The organism is Microbulbifer sp. HZ11 (assembly GCF_000708675.1).
In the GTDB taxonomy this organism is placed as follows: domain Bacteria; phylum Pseudomonadota; class Gammaproteobacteria; order Pseudomonadales; family Cellvibrionaceae; genus Microbulbifer.
Map to the genome: position 1 here is coordinate 775,504 of NZ_JELR01000001.1, position 23,704 is coordinate 799,207.

19 protein-coding genes and 1 pseudogene are annotated in these 23,704 nt (G+C 53.1%); 12 read left to right on the plus strand and 8 right to left on the minus strand.

Annotation, left to right across the window (positions count from 1 at the left end; genetic code table 11):
• The first annotated feature begins 1 nt into the window (after position 1).
• The 3 genes from AU11_RS03370 to AU11_RS03385 are packed head-to-tail and all read left to right on the plus strand — an operon-like array spanning position 2 to position 4,024.
• Positions 2 to 727, plus strand: coding sequence for a molecular chaperone (locus AU11_RS03370; RefSeq protein WP_051686912.1), 726 nt, complete (start codon positions 2 to 4; stop codon positions 725 to 727).
• On the plus strand, positions 696 to 3,116 hold the full coding sequence (locus tag AU11_RS03380; RefSeq protein ID WP_197023747.1) for a fimbria/pilus outer membrane usher protein: 2,421 nt from the start codon (positions 696 to 698) through the stop codon (positions 3,114 to 3,116). The genes AU11_RS03370 and AU11_RS03380 overlap by 32 nt, the downstream gene beginning before the upstream one ends.
• Positions 3,113 to 4,024 (plus strand): spore coat U domain-containing protein, encoded by a 912-nt coding sequence (locus tag AU11_RS03385; RefSeq protein ID WP_081847907.1) that lies wholly within the window; start codon positions 3,113 to 3,115, stop codon positions 4,022 to 4,024. The genes AU11_RS03380 and AU11_RS03385 overlap by 4 nt, the downstream gene beginning before the upstream one ends.
• 15 nt (positions 4,025 to 4,039) lie before the next feature.
• On the opposite strand, the gene AU11_RS03390 is transcribed toward AU11_RS03385, so the two are convergent.
• Positions 4,040 to 4,963 carry a M14 family metallocarboxypeptidase gene (locus AU11_RS03390; RefSeq protein WP_043316431.1) on the minus strand — a complete coding sequence of 308 codons (924 nt, stop codon included), beginning with the start codon at positions 4,961 to 4,963 and terminating at the stop codon, positions 4,040 to 4,042.
• Between the two features lie 162 nt (positions 4,964 to 5,125).
• On the opposite strand from AU11_RS03390, the gene AU11_RS03395 reads away from it, so the two are divergent.
• On the plus strand, positions 5,126 to 5,824 hold the full coding sequence (locus tag AU11_RS03395; protein ID WP_156035111.1) for a hypothetical protein: 699 nt from the start codon (positions 5,126 to 5,128) through the stop codon (positions 5,822 to 5,824).
• Positions 5,825 to 5,849: 25 nt separating this feature from the next.
• Here the strand turns inward: AU11_RS03395 and AU11_RS03400 are convergent, their stop codons facing one another.
• Entirely contained in the window at positions 5,850 to 8,219 is a 2,370-nt protein-coding gene (locus tag AU11_RS03400) for a DNA polymerase II (RefSeq protein WP_043316435.1), read from the minus strand.
• A 303-nt stretch (positions 8,220 to 8,522) separates the two neighbouring features.
• Between AU11_RS03400 and AU11_RS03405 the strand changes: the two genes are divergently transcribed.
• Positions 8,523 to 9,308, plus strand: a complete 786-nt coding sequence (locus tag AU11_RS03405) for a cytochrome c oxidase assembly protein (protein ID WP_197023748.1) — start codon at positions 8,523 to 8,525, stop codon at positions 9,306 to 9,308.
• Positions 9,305 to 9,817 (plus strand): CopD family protein, encoded by a 513-nt coding sequence (locus AU11_RS03410; RefSeq protein ID WP_043316437.1) that lies wholly within the window; start codon positions 9,305 to 9,307, stop codon positions 9,815 to 9,817. Before AU11_RS03405 ends, AU11_RS03410 begins: the two co-directional genes overlap by 4 nt.
• Here the strand turns inward: AU11_RS03410 and AU11_RS03415 are convergent.
• Complete coding sequence (locus AU11_RS03415; protein ID WP_051687058.1) at positions 9,787 to 10,350, minus strand: DUF2231 domain-containing protein; 564 nt, start codon at positions 10,348 to 10,350, stop codon at positions 9,787 to 9,789. The two genes, AU11_RS03410 and AU11_RS03415, sit on opposite strands and share 31 nt — an antisense overlap.
• A gap of 252 nt (positions 10,351 to 10,602) precedes the next feature.
• Here AU11_RS03415 and AU11_RS03420 point away from each other — a divergent pair, with 252 nt between their 5' ends.
• The 4 genes from AU11_RS03420 (at position 10,603) to AU11_RS03435 (ending at position 14,992) form a co-directional block, all read left to right on the plus strand.
• Entirely contained in the window at positions 10,603 to 11,025 is a 423-nt protein-coding gene (locus AU11_RS03420; protein WP_197023749.1) for a cytochrome c oxidase subunit II, read from the plus strand.
• Positions 11,022 to 13,523, plus strand: coding sequence for a cytochrome c oxidase subunit I (ctaD, locus tag AU11_RS03425; protein ID WP_043316439.1), 2,502 nt, complete (start codon positions 11,022 to 11,024; stop codon positions 13,521 to 13,523). The genes AU11_RS03420 and ctaD overlap by 4 nt, the downstream gene beginning before the upstream one ends.
• Positions 13,520 to 13,837 carry a hypothetical protein gene (locus AU11_RS03430; protein ID WP_043316441.1) on the plus strand — a complete coding sequence of 106 codons (318 nt, stop codon included), beginning with the start codon at positions 13,520 to 13,522 and terminating at the stop codon, positions 13,835 to 13,837. Before ctaD ends, AU11_RS03430 begins: the two co-directional genes overlap by 4 nt.
• A gap of 558 nt (positions 13,838 to 14,395) precedes the next feature.
• Positions 14,396 to 14,992, plus strand: a complete 597-nt coding sequence (locus AU11_RS03435; RefSeq protein WP_156035113.1) for a hypothetical protein — start codon at positions 14,396 to 14,398, stop codon at positions 14,990 to 14,992.
• 108 nt (positions 14,993 to 15,100) lie between these two features.
• On the opposite strand, the gene AU11_RS03440 is transcribed toward AU11_RS03435, so the two are convergent.
• Positions 15,101 to 15,676 (minus strand): ABATE domain-containing protein, encoded by a 576-nt coding sequence (locus AU11_RS03440; protein ID WP_043316444.1) that lies wholly within the window; start codon positions 15,674 to 15,676, stop codon positions 15,101 to 15,103.
• A gap of 100 nt (positions 15,677 to 15,776) precedes the next feature.
• Here AU11_RS03440 and AU11_RS03445 point away from each other — a divergent pair, with 100 nt between their 5' ends.
• Together AU11_RS03445 and AU11_RS03450 are read left to right on the plus strand one after the other, a co-directional pair.
• Positions 15,777 to 16,727, plus strand: a complete 951-nt coding sequence (locus tag AU11_RS03445; protein ID WP_043316445.1) for an alpha/beta fold hydrolase — start codon at positions 15,777 to 15,779, stop codon at positions 16,725 to 16,727.
• A 126-nt stretch (positions 16,728 to 16,853) separates the two neighbouring features.
• Positions 16,854 to 17,627: an OmpW family protein gene (locus AU11_RS03450; protein ID WP_043316446.1), complete on the plus strand. Its 774-nt coding sequence runs from the start codon at positions 16,854 to 16,856 to the stop codon at positions 17,625 to 17,627.
• Between the two features lie 84 nt (positions 17,628 to 17,711).
• Here AU11_RS03450 and AU11_RS03455 read toward each other — a convergent pair whose 3' ends face one another.
• The 4 genes and pseudogenes from AU11_RS03455 to AU11_RS03470 all read right to left on the minus strand — a co-directional run bounded on the left by AU11_RS03455 (position 17,712) and on the right by AU11_RS03470 (position 23,207).
• Positions 17,712 to 18,389, minus strand: coding sequence for a DUF998 domain-containing protein (locus AU11_RS03455; protein WP_043316447.1), 678 nt, complete (start codon positions 18,387 to 18,389; stop codon positions 17,712 to 17,714).
• A 65-nt stretch (positions 18,390 to 18,454) separates the two neighbouring features.
• Positions 18,455 to 18,749, minus strand: a pseudogene (locus AU11_RS18530) (integrase core domain-containing protein); the annotation flags it as partial.
• Positions 18,750 to 18,817: 68 nt separating this feature from the next.
• Positions 18,818 to 20,374 carry a DEAD/DEAH box helicase gene (locus AU11_RS03460; RefSeq protein WP_197023750.1) on the minus strand — a complete coding sequence of 519 codons (1,557 nt, stop codon included), beginning with the start codon at positions 20,372 to 20,374 and terminating at the stop codon, positions 18,818 to 18,820.
• A gap of 1,111 nt (positions 20,375 to 21,485) precedes the next feature.
• Complete coding sequence (locus AU11_RS03470) at positions 21,486 to 23,207, minus strand: hypothetical protein (protein ID WP_043316451.1); 1,722 nt, start codon at positions 23,205 to 23,207, stop codon at positions 21,486 to 21,488.
• Positions 23,208 to 23,704: the final 497 nt, after the last annotated feature.

The following is a 23,704-nucleotide window of genomic DNA, read 5'->3' on the forward strand; positions in this document are numbered from 1 at the left end:
GATGCGGATTCCGCACGCGCGTCTGCGTTGGTTCATATTGTTCATCAGCGCTATTTTCTGTGCTGCGGCGTTCGCCAAAGGTCAACTGCAGGCAGGTCCTATACTGGTGCAGATCGGCGCTAGAGATAAGGCTTCACGCTTAAGACTTTCCAATACCGGTGACGGGCAACTTTCCGCGCAGGTTCGAATATTCCATTGGCAACAGGTTGATGGCGAAGATCAACTGACACCCAGTGATGCCGTAGTTGCAAGCCCGCCGATAGTCCAGCTCGCACCCGGCGCAGAGCAGATCGTGCGCATCGTACGGCTGGGGCCAGCGGCTTCGGGGCAAGATCATAATTTCCGCCTGGTAGTGGACGAGTTGCCATCAAACAACCGCGATGACAACGCAAAAGTCCATGTTCGGATGCGCTATGTTCTGCCGCTGTTTGTACGTGCTGGAGACGCACTTCCCTCCCAGATTTCCTGCAGTATCAATGAAGGCGCGGGCTTATTGGAATGCCTCAATTCCGGTGGCCGAGCAGCTCAGCTAGGCGCCACTCGCCTGACCGATGACTCTGGTTGGGCTGTGCCACTCAGTGCAGGTTTACTCGGCTACGTATTACCTGGCAGTCGCAGGGTTTGGACACTACCAGACAATACCCATCTACCTGAATCGAATTCCACGCACCCCTTGCGACTGGAAACACTGCTCAATGGACAACCCAGCACTATCCCTCTGCAATAGCAAGCTTGGTGTCCGCTCAGTCCGCGCACTCCTCTACCTGTTTGTCGGTAGCCTCACTGTCACAACAGAAGCATTTACCTCTCTCGATCGCCACCAACTCGCTGCCGATCACCTTCCTACGGAGGCAATGTCGACTCAGGACTTGTACCTGGAAGCTTTTTACGGTGAGCGCAGCAGTGGATTGATCGTACATGCACAACTTCGTGAAAACCGGCTGTTTGTCATCGCCGGGGACCTTCACGAAATTGGTCTCACGATAGCGGAAACAAACGCGACCCAATGGGTACCTCTGGACTCTGTGGCCGGTCTTTCCTATCGCTACGATATTCCAACTCAGTCTCTGGTTCTCCATGCACCTGCGAGTCTCCGTCACAGGCAGCAACTGGGCTACCGGCCACCGCCACCGGTTGAGGTGCGCCGGGATCACGGACTGCTGCTCGGGTATGACGTCTACGCCCGGCACTGGCGGGGGCAAAGCAACGCGTCCCTCGGTACCTCATTAAACTGGTTCGGTCGTTACGGGAGCCTGCAGATTGCCGGGGTAAGTCGCAGCGGTGGGGAAGCCGTTGGTTATCGTCGGCTAGATAGTTACTGGACCTACAGCGACCCCATACGAATGTGGACATGGACCGCGGGTGACCTGATTAGCGGAGGACATAGCTGGTCTCGCCCGGTGCGCATGGCTGGAATTCAGTGGCGGCGTAACTTCGATGTACGCCCCGACCTGATCACGTTACCGGTACCGCGATTCGATGGCAGCGCTGCCCTTCCCTCGACCGTCGAGCTCTACGTCAACAATATTCTTCAATATGATGAAGCCATCGACAGTGGGCCCTTTGTGCTGAATACCCTGCCCAGAATCAGCGGGGCCGGGATCGCGACGCTGGTGGTAACCGATGCCCTCGGTCGAACATCAGAAACCAGTGCCCCCCTTTATGTCGATCACCGCCGTCTTGCACCCGGGCTCAGCGATTTCAGTTTCGAGGCCGGTGTACTGCGTACCGATTTTGCAGGGGGCTGGGATGATTACAGAGAAGATCCAGTAGCCAGTGCCAGTTGGCTGCAGGGTATTTCAGATGCGTTTACATTCGAGGCACACGCCGAGCTTGCGCATGACCTTTCGCTTGCGGGGATCGGAGGCGTATGGTCACCGGGCAGGCGCTGGGGGCTGGTCTCCACCGCCCTTGCCTACAGCAACTCCACAGCCCCTCGCGAGCATCATGAATCTGGATTTCAATACAGCCTGGGCTATCAATGGGTTGGCCCGGTTTTGGGCATAGATGTGCAATCTGTGCGCCGCTCCCGGGGCTATTGCGATCTGGCTGATATGGATACAGACAGAACCCTGACGGAGCGCTGGCTCAACGCGCAGGACCGTGCCACCACCTGGCTCCAGATTGGACGTGGCAGCCTCGCCTACAGTTATCTGCGCCGACGAGATTACCGGGAGCGCTTGCTGCCGCAAGAATTTAATAGCACTCACAGCCTCAGCTGGACGCAAAACATCGGCCGACGACTTTCTATTTCTGCTGCGCTGTTTCGGGATGACGACACCGGCTCCGGAGGTAATCTGACATTCAGCATTCCGCTGCAGCACCTGGCCTACGTCGCGGTCGGCGCGCACCGTCGCAGTGGTGGATCAATGGAACCGCAGGCACAACTTCGGCGCACCACTCCCTATGATGGCGGCTGGGGCTGGTGGCTTCAGGGTGGTGACGCGGACGGCGGTTACGGCCAAGCCGCAGTGGAAACCCGTGGTCGCTACCTAGAGGCACGTGCTGGCATTGACTGGGATCGTAGTGCACGCGGCTATTTTGTTGAGGCCGGAGGCAGCGTTGCCGTTATGGACAGGCAACTTATCGCCAGTCGGCGAATCCACGACGCCTTCGCGCTGGTGTACACCGGCATGGGAAATATTCCCGTCCTGAGTGAAAACCGCATCTATGGTCACACGGATGAAAAGGGCTATCTTCTGATTCCCGATTTACGTGGCTGGCAACGCAACAGGATCGGCATTGACCCTGATCAACTGGCGGCAAATGTACAAGTCGCAGAGCTGGAACAGTTCGCAGTCCCCGCCGATCATGCCGGTCAATTTGTTGTCTTTCCAATGGCTCAGCTACAGCCCGCGATAATTACGCTGCTGGACCAGCACAACCGGGAGCTAGCCCCCGGTAGCCACGCCATCCTCCACCAGGCAGACGAACATCGCGGCCTACCGGTGGGGTATGATGGCGAGATCTACCTGGATGACATCTCAACGGGTGCACGTATCGAAGTACAACAACAAAACCTCCTGTGTCACTACACCGCCCGCCCCAGCGTCGAATCGAAACCCGGATTCATTCGGCTTCGACTGTCACCCGAACGCTGCGAGGCACTACTTTGACCGTCAAACGCGTACTACCACTGATGCTCCTATTGGTCGGAATAAAGTGCTGGGGGCAGGCATGCAACTACACCGTAGCGCCAATTCTGGATTTCGGCGCCATGGTCGGCCTACCGACGACACAGATAGATGTAAGTGCAAATATCACCGTCCAATGCCCCGCCCTCGGCAGCCTGCTGTTAAGGCGCGTATGTATCAGTCTACCTATTGGCAGTGGTGGCATTTCCCTGTCGGATCGACGCATGATCAGCGGCGGTTATGACCTTCAATACCAGTTATTTCGGAATGCAGCGCGCACTCAAGTTTGGGGAGATGTACCCGGAGGCCAGCAACTGACACTGGACTTTACTGTACTCGGCGGCACTCAGGTAACAACGGTGTACGGGCGTATATTTGCAGGGCAGACCGGAAAGCCAGTGGGCCTTTACCAGTCAATACTGAATGGAATTGAAGTGCGGGAAGGGCTAACCCTGGAAAGCTGTTCTTCGATCAGTTCTGTATATATTCTGCCGGACAGCATGACGTCCCAGCTACAGATCGAACCAAACTGCACCATTTCAGCGAGCCCGCTCGACTTTGGCTCTGTCACCAGTATCGGCCAGACAGACGCCAGCAGTAATTTATCGGTGACCTGCACACTGAACGGTGCCTACAGCATATCCCTGGACGGCGGAAATAACGGCGACATGAACAACCGCAAAATGCAGCTAGGCGCGGACACAATCGATTACCAGCTCTACCAGGATGCCGCGCGTACCCAAATTTGGGGAGATACTGCAGGTTCCACCGTAAGCAGCACCGGTAACGGTAACACCCAGTCACTCACGGTATATGGTCGCGTGCCTATACAAGGTGCAAAGCCGACGGGAACTTACCAGGACACTATTACCGCAACGGTCACATACTGAGCGTGCCCCCGACAATCATCCGTGTGTCAACGCATACTCAATCGCCGCACACACCGCCACTGCCTGCGCAGTATTGCACTGTTCAGGCGTCACGCGAGGGCTATCCGGATATACCTCAGTAGTGGTTTTATAAAGCGCGCTGGTTACGCTGGCGCAAAGACCCAGCTGTTTGAGGGGGTATTCGATCACACCGCGGGCCACTACCGGCGAACCGATGATTTCGTTATTTTCGTCAGCCGGGGCAATATGGGTCACCTGCTCTACAGCAGTAATTATCACCTGCTGGAATTCGGGCTGCGGATTCTCACTGTCATCCACCAGATAAAAACCGTCGGGAATACCGCCCGGGGAAAATGGTTTGCCGTCACGGGCCGCCAGTGCCGGGCGGAATTCGGTTTCGTCAGTATCGGTGGTTTCGTGCAGGTCGATATGCATGACCACACGATCGCGGATCGGTGCCACAAGGCGCATCAGAGCTGCGGATTCTTCTGCGGGGCTGTTGCCATAGAAAGAACGGTTCGGATCGATGGCGTTGGGGTTCCAGCGGTGGATACGTTCATAAGCCCAGGGGCTGACGCAGGGCGCCACCAGCAAGTTCACGCGACCGGCGTAATCTGCAGCATGTTGATCTACGAATTGCAGCGCACCGTGTACACCACTGGTCTCATAACCGTGCACTCCGCCGGTCACCAGCATTACTGGCAGATTGTCATTCCAGTCGCGGCTGCGAATGGCCATCAGCGGAAAGCTTTCATCGCCATATTCCAGACGACCGTACTCTTCCACATCAAAGCGCGAACGCAATTGATCGATGTTGCCTAACACCTCAGATTCGTAGCTGCGCTGACAGGCCTGCCGAGACAACCACTGGCTGCGTTCAGCGTCACCCCAGGGGGTGCCAGGGGAACCAATGGAATAGTAATTGGTGGGAGTACTCATCGTTTATACCTCTGCTTGGTGCATTGTAAAGCTCGCCCATTGCCCCGTCTCGACCGACCGCGATTGACCCGATTCACATTCAGGGTCGCATTTCGTGACTTACTCGCAACACAGGAACGATATATCATCTTTTAACCAATTAAAGGAATAAAGGGTCGAAAAATGCCACTACAGGATCAAATTAATTCCCGCAATGCCCTAAGGGATTTGAAACAAAACCCGCAAACCGTACTTCAAAATAACCCCCTGCTGGTTGGCCTGCCAGGCGGACACCAAACAAGCTGTACGAGAGTGCCATTTGCGTTGACAGCGGGAGGTCTGAATATTGGTCCAGGGGCGCCTAACAATGATGCACGCATTTATATGAATGCGGTGGTCACTCCAACGCGAGCTCACAACTCCCCAAACAGATTTACCGCGATGGTCCGACCGAACACTGCTGGGGCCGACTTTTGGGTAACTGAACGGCAAACGGGCTGCAGTTTGATCATCGTGGATTGGGGTGGCGGCCAGTTGTCTATGGCGCATATGTTACCCCACCCATTTTCCACTTATGGGCAAGTTAGCCGGAGTATCCTCGGTAACACACCATTAAGCGTTTTTGCCGGCGCCCAGAGAACCCACCTCCGTACAGAAGTAACCCAACTGATCGACGCGTCGAAGATTGGAGGTGTCGACCCGGCGAGGTACATACTTGTCCAGTCAAACTTTGCCGCGATCAACCTACAAAACAAAAATGTTATTGGCGTTAAAAATGCTGGCCGATGGAATTTCTACATGCAGACAAATGGCGTCAACAGAACCGTCCAACAACTAGCCTGGAGCAACTGGAACAACTATTTACCGTATGCAGCCTATTAGGTATCTAGGCTTCGTCCACCTGGGCTTAATCGGCCGGCCCGAATAAGCCCAACTGGCCATCTACAAGAGATTCAAAGTCGAGGTCGATAAACGGCAATATGGCATCAGCCACCGGCTTGAGCTGTCTGTCGATATAGTGCTGGTAATCAATCGGTGAGAGTTGGTACTCCGCCGGTTCCGGGCCATTGAGTGTGATAACGTACTGGATCCAGCCCTTGTTCTGGTATTTGGGTGACAGCCCCTGCAGGCGGCGCTGTTCATCTGCCAGCCGCGCGGCGCGAACCTGGGGAGGTATGTTTTTGACGTATTGATCCAGCCTGCGCCGGAGTCGTTTGCGATACACCAGCTGCTCGTCCATCTCCCCTGCCCGGGTCTTCTCCACCGTCTCGCAGATATAGTCGGACGGATCTTCGCCCTTGAAAACCATTGCGTAGAGCTTGGTCTGGAACTGTTTGGCGAGGGCCGTCCAGTCACTGCGCACCGTTTCCAGACCTTTGAACACGAGCTTTTCTTCACCCTCTTTCACCACCAGGCCCGCGTAGCGTTTCTTGGAGCCGGCCTCGGACCCACGGATAGTAGGCATCAAGAAGCGCTGGTAGTGGGTTTCAAATTCCAGCTCCAGTTCGCACGCCAGCGCCAGCTCGTCTTTGAGCTTGTTGCGCCAGCGCGTGTTTATCTCACTGGCAAGATTCTTACCGACCGCATCCGCCTGTTGCGGGCTGGGCTGGCCACTCAACCAGACAAAGGTGGAGTCGGTATCGCCGTAAATAACCTGATGGCCCAGCTCCTCAATCCAGCGGGCGGTCTGCTGCATGATCTCGTGACCCCGCAGGGTGATGGAGCTGGCCAGACGCGTATCGTAAAAACGGCAGCCTCCGCTTCCCAACACCCCGTAAAACGAATTCATGATGATCTTGATCGCCTGCGAGCGGGCGGCATCCTGCTCCTGCTTTGCGATATCACGCTGGGCCCAGAGATTGGTAATGATGTCCGGCAGGAAGTGTTTGTCGCGGGAAAAGCGCGCGCCGCGAAAACCGGGGATACTGCTCTCACCGGCGTCGTTCTCCGCCAGCCCCTCAGCTAACCCTTCAATCAGACCCATAGGGTCGATCTTGAAGGTGCGGATAATGCTGGGATACAGACTCTTGAAATCCAGTACCAGCACGTTGTCGTAAAGGCCGGGCCGGGAATCCATCACATAGCCGCCGGGGCTTGCCAGGCCACCGTCCGCCGGCAGGTTGGGGGCCACATAGCGGCTGCGATGAAGTTTGGGGAGATAAAGATTGGTAAAGGCCGCCACCGAGCCACCGCTGCGGTCGAGTTCCAGGCCCGTAAGCTGAGCCCGCAGCCGCAGGTAGTCCAACAAACGGGTGTGCTCATAGATATCCCACACCAGACGACAGTCTTCCAGGTTGTAGGCGGCGAGTTTGGGCTTGTCATGGCGAAAATCGTGTTCGATCGCCGCGAGACGATTATCTACATCTTCGGTGTCCTTGCCCCGGCCCAGCAAAGTCTGGGCTACGAACTCCAGACTGAAACTTTCGAAGTTGTAGGTGGCATTCTTCAACCCGTCGATGCCATCGAGTACCACTCGGCCCGGCAGTGTCACGAAGCCCTGGTTGCCCTCCCGGCCATCCCGCCAGCGGGCATCAGAACCACCGCGCCCCAGTTTCAGGCGCAGCCCATAGCGCCCGGCCCGCTTCAGTAGCAGCCGAAAGTCAAAGTCCACCACCGCCCAGCCGATGATGACGTCCGGATCCAGTGACTGGATTCTTTCTTCCAGGGCTTGCAATAGCGCCCGCTCGTCGTTCACCCAGTGGATGTTGGTTTCGGCACTTTCCGGCTGCCCCACCATCAGCACCTCTTCCACTCCGTGCCCGTAAAGTCCAATGGAATACAGCACACCCTGGCCGGAACACTCCACATCCAGGGAGACCACCTTGAAGCCCGGCTGCACCTCAGCGCCCTTGAGGCGCACGTTGCGGTATTCCGTATAGCCCTCTTTGGCACGGGCCACACCTTCAAAGTAGAGCCCACCCCGTGCAAAGCGCTCCATCAGGTAGCGGTCGTGAAGCCGAAAATCTGCCTCAAACACCTCAATGCCGCGATCAGTCAACAAAGCCTGAGCCCGGCGGTGCGCATCAATGGTAGGGAAATACAGCATGGCCGCTTCTTCACGGCTGAAGGTCTGAAAGCCAAGCTGCTGCCATTCATGGGGCACCCCAGCCAGCACCTCGCTTACCTGAGTGCGGTCCGCCACCTTGACCATAAAGACCGGGCGCTCACCTTCGATAACCAGCTTGACCGGGCCCTCAGGGGTAGCCAGCCAGTAGTGGATACAGGTGCTGTTGCGCTGATCAAAGCTGTGGCGAGTGAGGAGGAAACCTTGGGGCAAGAGGCTGTACTGGGTTGAGGCTTGATTTAGAGACTAGCCCTATTGTACTGGACGAATAAACAGGCGTCACCCATCGCCACATGGACCCCGGCCGGCGCTCGAGTGCCGGCCGCCGCCCATCGGGGGGTGACGTGCTAGACTCTTCTGACTCACTAGCTAGATCAGGAAAGATCGCGATTCGATTCAGAAAAAGTGAATCCATAAAGGGTGGACACCGGGAAACCGGGTACAGCGAACGCGCTCAACTGCAGACACAAAAGGGTAACCGAGCGTCTCGCCTAAGGACGTGGCGCCATTGACACCATGCAACTATTCCTCGACACCAACTGGGCAAGTATGGCCAACGCCATGAAGAACAGCGGAATCGGTCCGGATAGTTTGTACCGCACCTATTGTGGGGACCCACCCATGCCGGAAAGCCTCTGGGTACATTGGAATTTTGATCCGTTCGTTCTGTGCTTTCTGGGCCTTCTGCTGTTTTTCTCTTACCGGTCACCTAAACGCTACATCGGGATAGCCGCCACTCTGGTACTGTTTCTAACGTTTGTCTCCCCGCTCTGCGCGCTTTCCTCAGCGCTGTTTTCCGCGCGCGTGGTTCATCACGTCCTGCTATTTACTGTCGCGGCTCCGCTACTGGCAGTTTTTGCACCAGCCAAGCGAATTGCTGCAGGCGCCGGCGCAGCGTTTACTGTCTCTTCATTAGTTCTCTGGATCTGGCACGCGCCGCCACTTTATGACCTGGCGCTGTCTCACGTCGGTGTGTACTGGTGTATGCAGGCCAGCTTACTGCTCAGCGCCGTCTGGTTCTGGCAGATTGTGCTAGATAGGCGGCGGCCTGCGATTCAATCCATCTATCTCACTGTCGCAGGGCTCACGCAGATGGGGTTACTGGGTGCTCTTTTGACATTTGCGCCGAATCCGCTCTACGCCGCGCATTCCAACGCCCCTCTGGCGTGGGGGCTGACGCCACTGGCCGATCAGCAATTGGCAGGATTGATCATGTGGGTCCCCGCTATTTTGCCCTATATCATCGTCGGCGCATGGCGAGCCCGTATCGCTTGGTCGGAGCTTACGGACCAGGCTGCATGATTGAATTTTTGTTTGCGCTCATTCCACTTTTTAAAGCTGTGCACATAACGGCTCTGATCGTTTGGTGCGGGGGCCTGGTGACCTTGCCGCTGATGCTTGCGCATCATGATCCAAAGGATACCGCGGAGGAATATCGGCGCATTCGCCACGCCACTCATCAAACCTATATTTACTATGTCACTCCAGCCGCAGTAACTACCGTGGTGGTTGGCACCTGGTTGATTTTTTTACGCGGCGTATTCGAGCCCTGGTTTTACAGCAAGCTATTTTTTGTCGCACTGATGGTTTTCGCCCATGCCTGGATTGGGCACATCATCGTAGAGGTTGCGGAAACCAAAGGCCGCACACATATACCAACACCGTTTATTGCTCTACTGGTTGTTCTATTACCGATGCTGGCAGTTTTATTTTTGGTGTTGGCAAAACCGGAATTGTCGGGTATCGAATTTCCCGAATGGCTACGTGAGGCACGCGATAATCAGCTGCCTTTCGAGACTCCTAAACGATAGTCAAATACAAGCTTGCCGCCATGCCAACCTGTTACGATCACGAGCACAACGGACAGAGCCGACATCAGAATGCCATAAGGCAGAACGCCCGCTTCGTAGCCGGAGAGCCGTTGTCCCCAATTTGCACCCAACAGAGAAAGCAACATCACGGCAATAATGGAATGGGTCCAGGGAGCTGCACGAGCCCGAATACCTCTGACGAGCAACAATTCAAACAAGCCTGTGAACCCGGCCATCATGCCGAAGAAAAACCCGGTTCCAGCTGCCCAGATGGCAGCCCTTGCCAAAAAAGACTCGCCGGTAAACCAATACAGACAGTCAGCCCCGAAAGTGCAAAAGGTGAGCGCCACAGGAAAAGCAACGCTCATAGCGTGAATCGGGTGCCCCAGAATGGCGACGCGGGTTTCGGTGGCGTTATACCCGGGAATTTCCTCAATAGGATCGCGAAAAGCATCGTCGGGCGATGCTTCGTCAGTGGCGTCTTCGGGTTCTTCGGGCTGGTTTACGCCTGGCGTGGGCGAATGTTTAGACATGCTAAGCCCCTGATACTTTTTTCGCTCGTAATGTTGGCAGGCTGCGGGGGATCTTTATCGGTGCTTGATCCAATCGGCCCTGCCGCGGCTGAAATAAATACCCTCTGGTGGATCATGCTAGCGGGATCCACTTTGATTGTCATTATTGTAGCAGCGCTGATCTGGCGCAGTTTCAGCAGTACTCCCCCAACGGATAAACCTCTGGGTCGCAATATTCGCATTTGGATCTACGGATTGGGTCTGGTGTTTCCGATGAGTGTCTTGGCCGCGTTGCTTATTTACGCACTGGTCGTGGGCGAGCGCCTGCTTCCGCATCTGGATGATGAGGTTGTGAGAGTCAATGCCATTGCCGAACAGTGGCGCTGGCAGTTTACTTACACCGACCGCCCCGAATACGTTAGCGAAGGTGTATTGCATATTCCCGCAGGGCGTCCCGTGGATGTGGCCATTACCACACGAGATGTAATCCATAGCTTTTGGGTGCCCCGCCTCGCCGGAAAGCTCGATGCGATCCCGGGCCACGTCAATGTTCTTCGGATTGAGGCAAGCGCACCCGGGCTCTATCACGGCCAGAGCGCGGAGTTTTCGGGAAAAGGCTACACCGGCCATACGTTTATTGTGCAGGCCCACAGCGCCGCTGATTGGGCTCGCTTCCTGGCCGGAGAACCGATGTGAATGCACTTAAACGCCATCGCCTACTGACCAGAATCTGGGCATCGGATTCCGGCTGGAAGCGCTGCTTTACCACCGTCAGCCACACAGATCTTGGGCGCATGTTTCTGGGTATGGCGTTTTTCTACTTCGCTGTCGGCGGTGTACTCGCAATGCTCATTCGGGCTCAACTGGCCAGTCCTGACGCCGCATTTATGGGGCCTGATATTTACAATCAGGTTTTCACCATGCACGGCACAATGATGATGTTCCTGTTCGCAATTCCCGCGTTTGAGGGACTCGCGGTCTACCTGTTGCCCAAAATGCTCGGCGCGCGCGATCTTGCTTTTCCCAGGCTCACTGCATACGGTTTCTGGTGCTACACCTTTGGCGGGTTCATGATGCTGACCTCAATGCTGGTTGGCCTTGCACCTGACGGTGGCTGGTTTATGTATCCCCCCTTGACCGGCCCGGCGGCGTCACCAGGGGTCAACACGGATGTCTGGCTGCTCGGCGTGACCTTTGTGGAAATCTCGGCGATTTGTGCGGCGGTAGAGCTATGCGTTTCGATTCTAAAATTTCGCGCTCCGGGCATGTCGCTGGACAAAATGCCGATATTTGTCTGGTACGCGCTAGTCACCGCCCTGATGATCCTGACCGCTTTTCCGCCACTGATCCTCGGCTCCATATTACTGGAGCTGGAGCGCGCCATCGGCCTACCTTTTTTTGATGCGGCCCTAGGGGGAGACAGTCTGCTGTGGCAACACCTGTTCTGGCTGTTCGGCCATCCCGAGGTGTACATTATCTTTCTACCTGCCGCAGGACTGATTTCAACCATCATTCCCGTCATGTCGCGCACATCACTTCTCGGCCATGGCTGGGTTGTGGCCTCGGTCGTCGCGCTGGCCTTCTTAAGCTTTGGGCTCTGGGTCCACCATATGTTTGCCACCGGTATTCCCCATATGGGGGTGGCGTTTTTCTCAGCGGCCTCGACACTGGTCGCGGTGCCGACGGCGGTACAGGTGTTCGCCTGGATCGGCACCATGTGGCACGGGCGACCGCAGTTACAAATGCCGATGCTTTACATACTGGGCTTTTTCGCCACCTTCGTCATTGGTGGGTTGACCGGTGTCATGCTGGCGATTGTCCCCTTTGACTGGCAAGCACACGACACCGCGTTCGTCACCGCGCACCTGCACTATGTATTGTTTGGCGGTTTTGTATTTCCGGTTCTGGCGGGACTTTATTACTACGCCCCTCTGGTGACCGGCAGACGACGTTTTTTTCGCATCGGCGAATATGCATTTGGCCTCGTATTTATTGGTTTTCACGGCACTTTTTTCGCGATGCACTGGGTCGGCCTGCTGGGCCAAAGACGGCGTATCTATACCTATGACGCGGACACGGGATGGGAACTGATCAACTTGATCTCATCCATTGGCGGATTTGTGCTCGCAATCGGTCTGGCGATGGTATTGCTTGATCTAGCGCTTAACGCCATTGTCGCCATACGGGGCAAACGCAACCCCTGGCGATCGGGAACGCTGGAATGGTCTATGATGCTGCCACCTTCGGCCTACAACTTCGCCAGCCTGCCGAGGGTGACTAGCCGAGAGCCGCTCGCCGACATACCGGATTTACCCACTCGCCTCGCCCGCGGGGAAGGGTATCTTGCGGTGCCCCGCGACGGCCGACGGGAGATGCTTACGGTCAGTACAACCCACGCCCACCCTGAGAGTCTCGTGGTATATCCAGGTAATACAGCGCTGCCAATACTAATGGCTGCGGTGACTGGAAGCTTTTTTCTTTCGCTGCTGTTCAAGATTTACTGGTTCACACCATTCGCGGTACTGGCTGTGGCGGCCCTCGCCTGGCGGTGGGTCTGGGGGCTGGGAAGCCAAACCGATGAAGAGGACCAGGAAATAGGTTTTGGCGAGACGGTCCCGCATGCCATGCAGACCGACCGATCACAAGGATGGTGGGGTAGCGTCTTCTTGATGGTTGCCGATGCGACCCTGTTCGGCTCCTTGATCTTTGGCTATGCCTTTCTCTGGACGATCGCACCTAACTGGCCACCACCACAATGGCTGGCCTTCTCGGTCTGGGAACCACTGATTGGGGTTGCCGGGGCGGCAGTAGCGATCATTGCCGCGCGCCAGACACCCAGGCCTATGCAACGAAGAAGTGGCACTACCACTGGCATGCCCCATTTACTGCCCACCTGGCAGTCTCTACTCGGCCTGAGCGCACTCGCGGCCGCTTTCATCGGCCTCCTATTGCGCACCCCATTACCAACAGAACACGCTTATGGCGCGGTCCTCTGCGTTATCAGCGCTTTCGGGCTTTTTCATGCACTGCTGGCCATTCTGATGCTCGTTTTTCTGGTGTTCCGTATCCGTCGTGGTTTTATTTCCAGCCGACGCCGCTCCGAAGTGGAAATTGTCAAACTCTGGATCAACTACGCGGCGCTCATCGGCGTTGTCTGTCTGGTGCTTATCCTCAGCCCGGTCTTGTTCACATGAGAGACCTACTGCGCATACTCATTGCACCGTTGATCTGGCTTGCTGCGTTTAGCGCTGTATACGCCCTTCAGGGGTTCGGCTGTGCAGCCGGCCTGAACGAAGCCATCTTTGTAGGCATGTCATTTCTGCGTGCAATGCTGATTCTTGCATGGGTGCTTACCATCGCTACGCTCGTAGGCATTTTCTATTGGCTCGAGCGCACCGCCCCGAGACTCCCCTGGACCTCGGCAATCAGCCGTATCACCGCCTGCGTTGCCATGGTGGCCGCAATATGGTCACTGTTCCCCGTCACATTTACAAGTATTTGCAACTGATACGAGCAGGTGATTTAGACCTGTAAAATCTCGAGTTACATCATGGTGTTCGCCATGGACACAAAATGAACTGTGGCAGGTCACGCGCGAAAGCCCCTCGATAAATGTCGCAGTGGGCTGCTTGAGCTCAAGAGCGAATACTTCCCATCCCTCCCCGCAAGCTCACCTCATTAAAACCATTAACAAGCCGCAGCAACCACCGAAAAGCTACTGCCTTTTGATTAAGCCGTCGGCGAATAAGAAGAGCGCCAAATGGCGCCAATTTGTAGCATAACTTTCATCTTTCCCTTCTCTTTTATTCACGCCATCAACGGCACCAGGCAAAATGATAACCACCACGCGAATCAGATCTTTTCAGCAAGAACATCGAGACAAAATTAGTTTAGAATCCACGCTTAGCGCAAAAACAATGCCCGCGGCTACCGGGCACCTGCTTTCGGGCAATACAACCTGGTACTGAATTCAGGTTGTCATCTGACAAACGGGCTGATGTGGCACGATTGTCCCAGGTGCAAAAAGCAAAACAGGTTTTCAAAGACGTTACGAGGATAAATGGATATGTCTATTAACGAACATGCAACCAAGGAACAGGTAAAGCGACTGGTGGCCTCCGCACTGGCAGCGATAAAGAGCAAGGATAAAGATCCCGGCTGGAATCGCACACTGAATCACGCACTGGAACAGCTCGCTCTAATCAGCCGCAATCTGAATACCGCCAAACACAACGTACAGCACTTTGGCAAAATGAAGGCAGCCAGTGCTGGCCACAACACCTACCGAGCCAATCAGTCGGTGAACTCAAAGCTCGGGACACTCTCTTCGCTCGAAGCCTTTCTCACAGAAGAATGGAAAAAAATTGGCAAAGCGCTGAAAACGGACATTAAAAAACTGCCAACGGACGGTAAAAACGAAATGGAACTCCTGGACATGCTCGCAGGAGAAATTGAGTCGTTCGATAAACTACTGAAACAAAATACCAGCCAGATTTCCAAGCATCAGTCCAACCCACATCAAACGATGATTATCCAAAGGGAAATCTCGCAACTGAAAACCATGCCCGACCTTACAGCGCCGAGCATGCTCGTTCTGATTTCCATAGGCCTTCGCTTACTTGCCATGTACGTTGGGGCGAGAAAAGCGAACAGCGCTAGATAGTCGACACAGCGATCCTAGAAGGGAGTGGACCGAAATCTGCTCCCCGAAGTGTAAGCATGATCACAGCCGCACCAGAAAACCGCTAACTGTTACAGATCACGGTACTTCTCAACGTAACTTCTGCTGTGCCCTTGTCCTGTGTGCCGCCACTTTCATTCGATTCCCACACAGCGCCATACTGCACCAACGTCTGCGGTGGGACTTTGTCTGATCATGAAACATCAAAATACAATCAGGTGCCTCACATTGCTTTACGAGGTTTAAGTCGATGTCGGTAACCAGGTGAACAAATGCGTGTGCAATAGGGTGCAGTAAGACTTCATCGGTGATGGCACCATAACGCTCGGTAACAATAAATCTTCCCGATTTATCATCCCATCCCAGATTCGGTGTTGGTGCCCCTTTCTCAAGAATCAAGTTAACGGTATCTGCCCCATAAGGCTTCCCCAGCTTTGCCATCCCCAGGCACTCTTTCATTTCCTCACGTAGCCTAATCGCCAATTCGAGCAGGTTGGGCGAAGCCTCACTGGTCCGCAGTGATCGGGGTGCAGCCTCTTGCAGCCAATCTAAAACCTTTTCGCCGCTCGTTAATCGTTCAACCACGCTCTCCCCTGCCAATGACTCTGTATTCAGGAAATCTAGTGCCAGGTTGTTTGCCACAAAAATAAAGTCTGAAGAAGACATCAACTATTCCACCAAGCGTAACCATCTAAACCGTGCTTGACAGGTTACACCATTCACAACTAACCTGCAAAAACACTTCTTACGGGTTACAGGATCGAAAATGAAATCAAAATCAACTTCAGCGACGCTACTCGCAGCAAGTATCGCTATGGGGAGCGCATCCGCTGGTGTACAAGCGGATGCTCAGGCGCAGCAAGTAAGTTTCAATTATGAACAGGTAGAAGGGGTCAACATCTTCTACAGGGAAGCGGGAAGCCCCGATGCGCCTACCGTGGTGATGCTGCATGGCTATGCGGCCTCTTCCTATATGTGGCGTAATGTGATTACCGCATTAGCTGATGACTATCACGTAATCGCACTGGACCTGCCCGCCTTTGGGTTTACGGAATCCCCTAAAGGTACTGAGTACGACTACACATTCGCCAACCTTGCCAATACGGTAGATCAGTTCCTTGATCAAAAAGGAATCGCCTCCTTCGCCATCGCTGTTCACGATTACGGTGCCCCTGTTGGATGGCGTTTAGCGGTCAAGCATCCAGACAGGGTGACGGCGATCATCTCTCAGAATGGCAATGCCTATGAAGAGGGCCTGGCAGATGGATGGGCGCCCATCAAGAAGTACTGGAAAGAGCCATCGACTGAAAACAGGGAGGCGCTTAACGACTTCCCAACGGCAGCTTCGATCAAATGGCAGTATATCGAAGGTGTGCCTGATACGAGCAAAGTGGCTCCTGACGGATATACCCTCGAAGGGCTGCATGTATCAAAGCCTGGAATGGCGGATATTCAGTTAGACCTGTTGCTCGATTATGCCTCCAACGTTGCGCAATATCCCGAGTACCAAGAGTACTTTCGCAAGTATCAACCGGCCCTTCTGGCGGTATGGGGCAAGAATGATCCCTTCTTCTCACCAGAAGGGGCTGAAGCATGGAAAAGAGATATTCCAGACGCCGAAGTGCATTTTTTTGATACGGGCCACTTTGCGCTAGAGACGCACCAAGCAGAAATTATTCCGGTGATCAAAGAGTTTCTGGATCGCAACTTGAAGTAATTGAATACTGACGGGGACTATTTTTCGACATGGCGCCTAAAGTACGCAGTTTGTTCTTTAGGCCATAACTGGCTGTATTACACTTTTTATTCCACGGGTATAAAGGAGTTACCTCGGATGAAAAGGATGTTGAAATTTTCACCTCTGCTGGCGCCTCTGGCACTGGCGCTTTCCACCCCAGTCTCTGCCGGCGCTTTCGGCCTCTCCGACCCACAGGACTTTATCGTCCGTGTGGGTGGATACTATATGTCACCGGGCGATGACGAAGTCAGCTTTGTCGATGATACCTACCAGTATTTCGACGCCTTCCGCGCCAACGTCGATCCCGGCTCCGAATGGGGTTGGTACATGAACCTCGAGTGGAAGCCTGTCGAGCACTGGGGCATCGAGCTGGCCTATATGGACGGCGACAATCACACCAGTAGTCACGCTGACGGCTTTTTCTCTCTGGGATTCGACAACGTTGAATTTCGTGATGTAGTCAGTTTTGACGCCGACATCAGCACCGCAAGCCTGAAATTCTATCCTCTGGATGAGACCTGCATGGTACAGCCGTATATCGGTGGTGGCGTTAGCTACACCGACTTCGGCGAAGGCAGCCTAAGCCGCAAAGCACGCGACGACCTCGCCGACTTCGGCCTGCGCGGCGACTTCGATCTGGGATCTTCCTGGGGATATACCTGGCAAGTGGGTATGGACTTCAATTTCGGACGCGACAGCGCCTGGCTGGTAAACGTCGCCGCGGTTTACGCGCGATCCATGACCGATATGCGTTTGCAGCTGATGGATGACGTACCACCGCCACCAAATGTAGAGCCGATTTATGAGTCCTATTCCGGGGATTACATCTATGATCCCTGGATGTTCAATTTGTCAGTGGGATACAAATTTTCCTTCTGACATTGAAGATTCGGCAGATTCTGTTGGGCGCTTCGGCGCCCTTTTTATGGATGGGATAAAACCGGCTGAATTGGGTATTCCCTCCTACTTTCCAGCAAGCTCAATTTTTATGCGTTCATCCTCATTCGTGATAAATGGCAGCATGCGGCTCGCAGTCAGCCATGCAACACCAAAGGCAAACAATCCAGTCGCTTCGACGTAGTAAGTCAGCCGCTGAGTAATACCGCTAAAATTTACCCCCAAAATATCGAGCAGCTGCACGGCCATAGCGCCAACCATAACGGATGCGCAGACTCTATAAATTAGCCCCCTAGCCTTCGCCTCCTTAGAGTTCTTTTCTTTAGCCCTCAGGTAAAAAAGCCAGCAAAAGATTGCGAGGATAATGAACATTGAAATTGCTGAGATCGTATGAACAACCCCAGTCATCGTGGCCTCTCTAGTTACCCCGTCGTCAAACCGGCCGGTAAAGCAATCACATGGGGAAAATGCCACAGATGCAACAGCTATTGCTGCGAATTTACTCAAGACAGCTTGAAACAAGGAGTAGCCGTTATACGACCAGAGAAAAGCCGATATAACACAGAGAGAGCCAACGAATACATTTCGGGCATTGTCCGTTAAATGATATGACAGGCTAATCGACCTAATACTGACCCCGGGCGTCAGCAAGTCTGTGAAAATCGCAAGCGACAAAGCGATAAATCCCACGATAAATTTGGCAGTGTGGTGATCAATTTCTGTGTCTAGTGGTTTCCTATCCATGAACCCAACCTAAAATGTTCTGAATTACCCACATGTAGTGGTCAACTCTTTTTGGCCACCGAGTTCTAAGCATTCCAATATTTCTCTTCCGCCACATTCGGCGGCATCCCATCACTTTTAGGAGGGACGTATTTGGCTGTAGTAGCCATTGATATAGCTCGTGCTCCCCTGTTTAGCCACAGGAAAGGACTTGTAGCCGGTTTCCGGCACCCACTCGGTTTTAAGGCTCCTGAAGAAGCGCTCCGTCGGTGCATTGTCTCAGCAGTTTCCGCGGCGGCTCAGGCTCTGCGTCATTCTGTAGCCCCATAGTAGTTGCCGAAACGTGAGGCTTGTGTACTTGCGTCCTTGCTCGGAGTCGAACAAGAATAAATGGGGTCAGATTACCATTTCGGCACCAAATTCTCCCAATCAGAATAACCTTACATAAATTACTCAATCCCGACCCGACCTCGGCTAGACAGCATTGTGCTCAACTCATTCCGTCGGTGGTGGCTCACCAGTAAATGCTCCTGCGCTCGTGTCAAACCAACATACATTCGACGCACATCACCAGCCAAATCAACATCTTCCTCGTGGCTGGATCGATAGCTGGCATCAAGAATAATTACAGTATCGAACTCCAGCCCCTTACTACTCGGAATCGGCATGATGCAGACACTTTCAAAATTTGGGTCATAGCGCTTTTTATACTCGCTGGAGGCGAGCCATGCGCACGGTATGCGCTCCCTTTTCAATGCGGCAGCCATCCGCTTCCCAGCAGTGCCCCCCGGGTACAGCACTGCCATATCCTTCCAAGCCTTCCCTTTACTATTCCAGACCTTCAAACAGCGTACCGCATACTCAATTTCCTCCTCCAGGGTTTCAACGCATTTTACATAAGGTTCAACACCACTCTTACCCGCTGCCTCAGGCTCAACTAGAGGGATTTCGGAATCAGAATTTTGAGAAAAGTAGTCCTTGGCGAATTGATACGCGAAGGCAAGGATTTCTCGGGTATTACGGTAATTCAATCGAAGTATCGTAGTCCGCCCCTGGGCCTTGATTCCCACGCTCGACAAGCTAAACCCAAGGCTTGATTTCCGTTTGTAAATAGACTGCGCATCGTCATACAGCAGAAGAAGCGAATCCGTCTCTGGGTCAACCATTTGAGAAATTAAAGTCAACCACTCAGCTTCAAAATCGTGCCCTTCATCAATCAACACCGCCCCGTACTGGCCTTTGGGAATACGCCCCTTCTCAACGGTTTTAATCACGGAAAGCACTTGACGCTCCCAAACCGGAGCATCTATATCGATCAGATCAACGTGGTAAGCTCGCAGCTGCTCGCCACACCAATCGTGAAAGTGATAAACCTGGACTTTATCGTTTATCCCCTTTTCGGCGATAAAGCTACGTAAGCGAGCAGCCAAGGTAATGTTGAAACAAAGCACCAAGATAGGCTTATTTAACGCCTCCGCTAGATAGAGGCACCTATAGCCCAAAATCAACGTTTTGCCAGAACCAGCAACACCGTGAACAACCCGATGACCATCCCCCAAACTGCGGGCCAGTTGCTCTTGCTGGATATCCATGATTTTCACAATATCTGGCATGTTTTCGGCCAACGAGGCCTCAGGCATATCTTCACCGGCCTCCTCCGCACCAAACAAATCATCCTGGGCCGCCTCAATACGGATTTCAGGAAATAAATGCCAGCGAACTCTATCTATCTGAGGTAACGTCAGTTTATTGCCAAACTGATAATTGAACATTCCCCATAGCCGCTCCTGGAACTCTTCAGCCGTAACACTTTCGGACATTTCATCCTGGCAGATTAATAGGTGCCCAGGCAGCAGCTTTTGGCGATATTCTTCTGGGATACCTTTTTCAATTTGATTGCGAGTGATATTGGAAAATACTGCACCATACCCGTAGGGGAAACACAGTTTTCCCTTGTATTTTCCCATCAGCTGCTTTAACTGAGGGTCGCGCTCAAGTACCTGCAAAACTTGATAACTGCACTGCCTGGCCTGTTCAATCGGATTACTTACCGTTTTACGACCGCTGGAGGTTTCAAGATCAACTTCAGCATGGCTTACACGTTTGATGCTGGATACCTTCCAATCCTTGACCTCTAAAAAAGAATACCTCTAGCGGGATGCAGAATTATAAAATCCGGGTAGCGACGCTTTCCCCCCAAGGGAATATCAAACCAACAGAGGTAATCATCTTCCAGCAGTGCTTCGAGGCGCCGAGCAAAGCGTTTCTCGCCGGAGGTCATTCTGGACAGACAGGAACTGAGGGATGGAATCAGTTTAGCCATAACGCCCTCTGCACATGGTGCGTTAGGGCGGTAGGCAAGCGAACTTCCTTGAATGATATTTGCATATCCAACTCGATTACAGAGCGCTGGGGCATATCAGCGCCGGCAATTGATTGCCAAAAAGGACGGAGCCTTCTATCCATACACAACGGGGCGCCATGTTTCGACGGACATTTCCCATATATCCGTTAAATTTTTCTGATCTAGATAGTATTTGAATTCGGTTTTAAGTCAATGACACAGGTTTGCCCACTGAAGTCGCGATTAAGTAATCCGTCATCGTGGTTTCAACATGTAATTCGGCTAAGATTTAATCAGCGACTGACGCATATAGAAAAGCGAGCTTCAAATGAGGCTCGCTTTTTCGCATTGTGAAAATTCGCTACTTTGTACCGGCCACTAATATTGGCGTCCAAACCAAATGCAGTCACCGGGCACCTGTATCCACCCTCTTACGGATATCCTACTCAGAGCCAGAGAACTCGAGCAACCGTCAATGCATCAATCAACAACTCTTCCTGCAGCGCGTGCATCCTTCAAGAAGAGGTCGACCAGGCTAGTGTCATCCTTCTTACAGCCCTCTCGACTCTCAAAATAGGTGTAACAGACATAGTGTTTGAGGGTCGTATCACATAGACGGGCACTGTCATAGCGCACCTTGACTACTTTTGAAACATCACTCGCCACCCATCCAGCGCGATCCACATACACGTGGCACCGAGGTACCTCCTGGGCTGTGACTGCGTAAGAGGTCATCGAAGCGCAAATGGTAAGAACGGTAATCCGTAAGGTCTTCATAGTTTGATTGGCTTCCCTGCAGATAATTGGATGTCGTAATCTGTGTACTGCGGTGGTCGACCCGGCGGGAAATCAACCACTCTTGCCGTAACACGATCGCCGGGTTTATAGCGACGTAGAAAATCCTCCGCCTCCAACGATGAGGTGAACAGCTCACCATCAAAATCAGCCACAATCATGCCAGGAATAATACCTGCTGAGCGAGCTGGACCATTCTCAGTTACACATGTGGGCATGACGCCTACCTTCTGTACCCATTGCCATCCATTCCAACGTTCGATCGGCACCTGATAGTTATACGAGACCACTCCACAAATGCCCATGTCAGGCCACTGCTCCCGCGTATTCAGGCGATCAGCCTTCATCGTCAATGAGCGCTGGACCGACACCGTCCGGCTTTGACTCCAGGCTTTATTTTTGTCAATCGCCGCTTGCTCATTTATCACTCGGCGGAACGAGCTATTACCGGTGGCCCGGTGGTCACCCCAACGGACCCCTTTTGCTAAAAACCCTGCGTAATCACCGGCAGAGAGGGAAGCCACGGCATCCGCCACATCCACTTCCAGATCGGGGTTACTATTTTCAACCGCATCGGCGTACTTCAAGTGCAGATCGCGAAGCTTTTCATTTCCAGATGCCGCAGCAATTCGGGCCGCTTCGAGATGGTTCTCTATCACTGATTGGCGACTTAGCTCCGGGAAGAAGTCCGCCTCGAACTGTTCAATCATGCTGTCGTCAGCATCAAACATTTCAATCGTAGTCGACTCGGATGTTGAGCCTTTAAACTGACTATCCACACTCTGATTGAAGGCTGTTTTTAGGGTACTGCGGCGGGATCCAAATCCGAGAAACTGCCAACCAGACGACTTCTTTTTCACTGAAGACTGTTGAACCTCGCGAAGAAATCTATTGACAATCCGCTTCGCATCGAAGCGCGCTGAAATGGTGGAGGTCTTAGCATCACGGAATTTGTAGGCGACCAGCACATCCATCTTGCCTTGTCGGATTCTGTTCTGCTCATACATTGAGGGGTTTTCAACCGCGACAGACAGCGTGTCACCCATCGTTATAAAGCTATGAGGGTACGACACAACGGAAATTTGCTCAGACCCAATTCGCACCGAAATTTCTAGCTCCAAGAGGTTTACAAGCTCCGGCGCATAGTTATCAAACTGCTCGATCATTTTTTGTTGTTCGGCGAAGAGCCTGTCTCTTTCCATGTTTGCTTGATGCAACTGGGGAGCCAGGCCTTGCGCGGGGGGATAAATTAGAGACATACCGTTAGGTGCTTTCGCACTCGGGTACATATAGTTGGTCACAGAGATACCGTCGCTTAGTGCGCTAACAAATGCTGGTGTATGTTCTTTACTTGGTAGTTTCTGGTGCAACGCCAACGGAATGCTAATGGAACGTGCGAGCTGCTTCGGACTATCGGCTGGGTCATATAGGAAACCATCGTCGTCGTAGAATTCAATCGCGTGGGTTCGTGCTTCAACCAATGGCAGTAGAAATATTTTCGTTTTTATATTGTCTGCGCTCTGTAAAGCAAATCCATGCGCTCGATAGAGCTCATATCCACCACTTCCGTCGGGGCCGTAATAGTCATTGATCTGAAAGCGCCGAGAGTTGGGCGGAATTTGCGCAAAAATTTCGCCGACCCAGAAACAAAAAAGTAACCCCACCACAACCTTGGGTGCCCACATTCTAATATTGATCACTATATCCCCCTGAGAAAATTACTATTAGTCTATTTTGGCGGCCGATCTCGTCTCGTGTCAGCCTTCACGTGAGCATCTATTCAATATTGCAACTAACGGTTCTATTAATCACAGCGAATAAAATCTACTGCATTATTACTATTTTATTTTCAAAGCATTAGCACCTGCTGATGGAACAGCAGCCAATATCGAATTATTCAAGTTTCGCGGAATAGACTGGAGAAACAAAAAAGCGAGCCCGACTTGTAGCTCGCTCTATCTGAACATTGTAAATCCGCGATCTCTCCTTACGCTTTTACGGTCTTGGCAGTTCGGTGCAAGGGCAAAGAGGACCCTGCTATACACCCAAACTCTCACCGAATTACCCACCAAACTATTCATTAATACATTCACATATCATGCTCTACAAGATTTTTTAATTTTTCGTAGAACTGTATTCGATCGTATTTCAAATACGAATTGAGTCAATCACTTATCTTTAGTCGGGTGATTTTCAC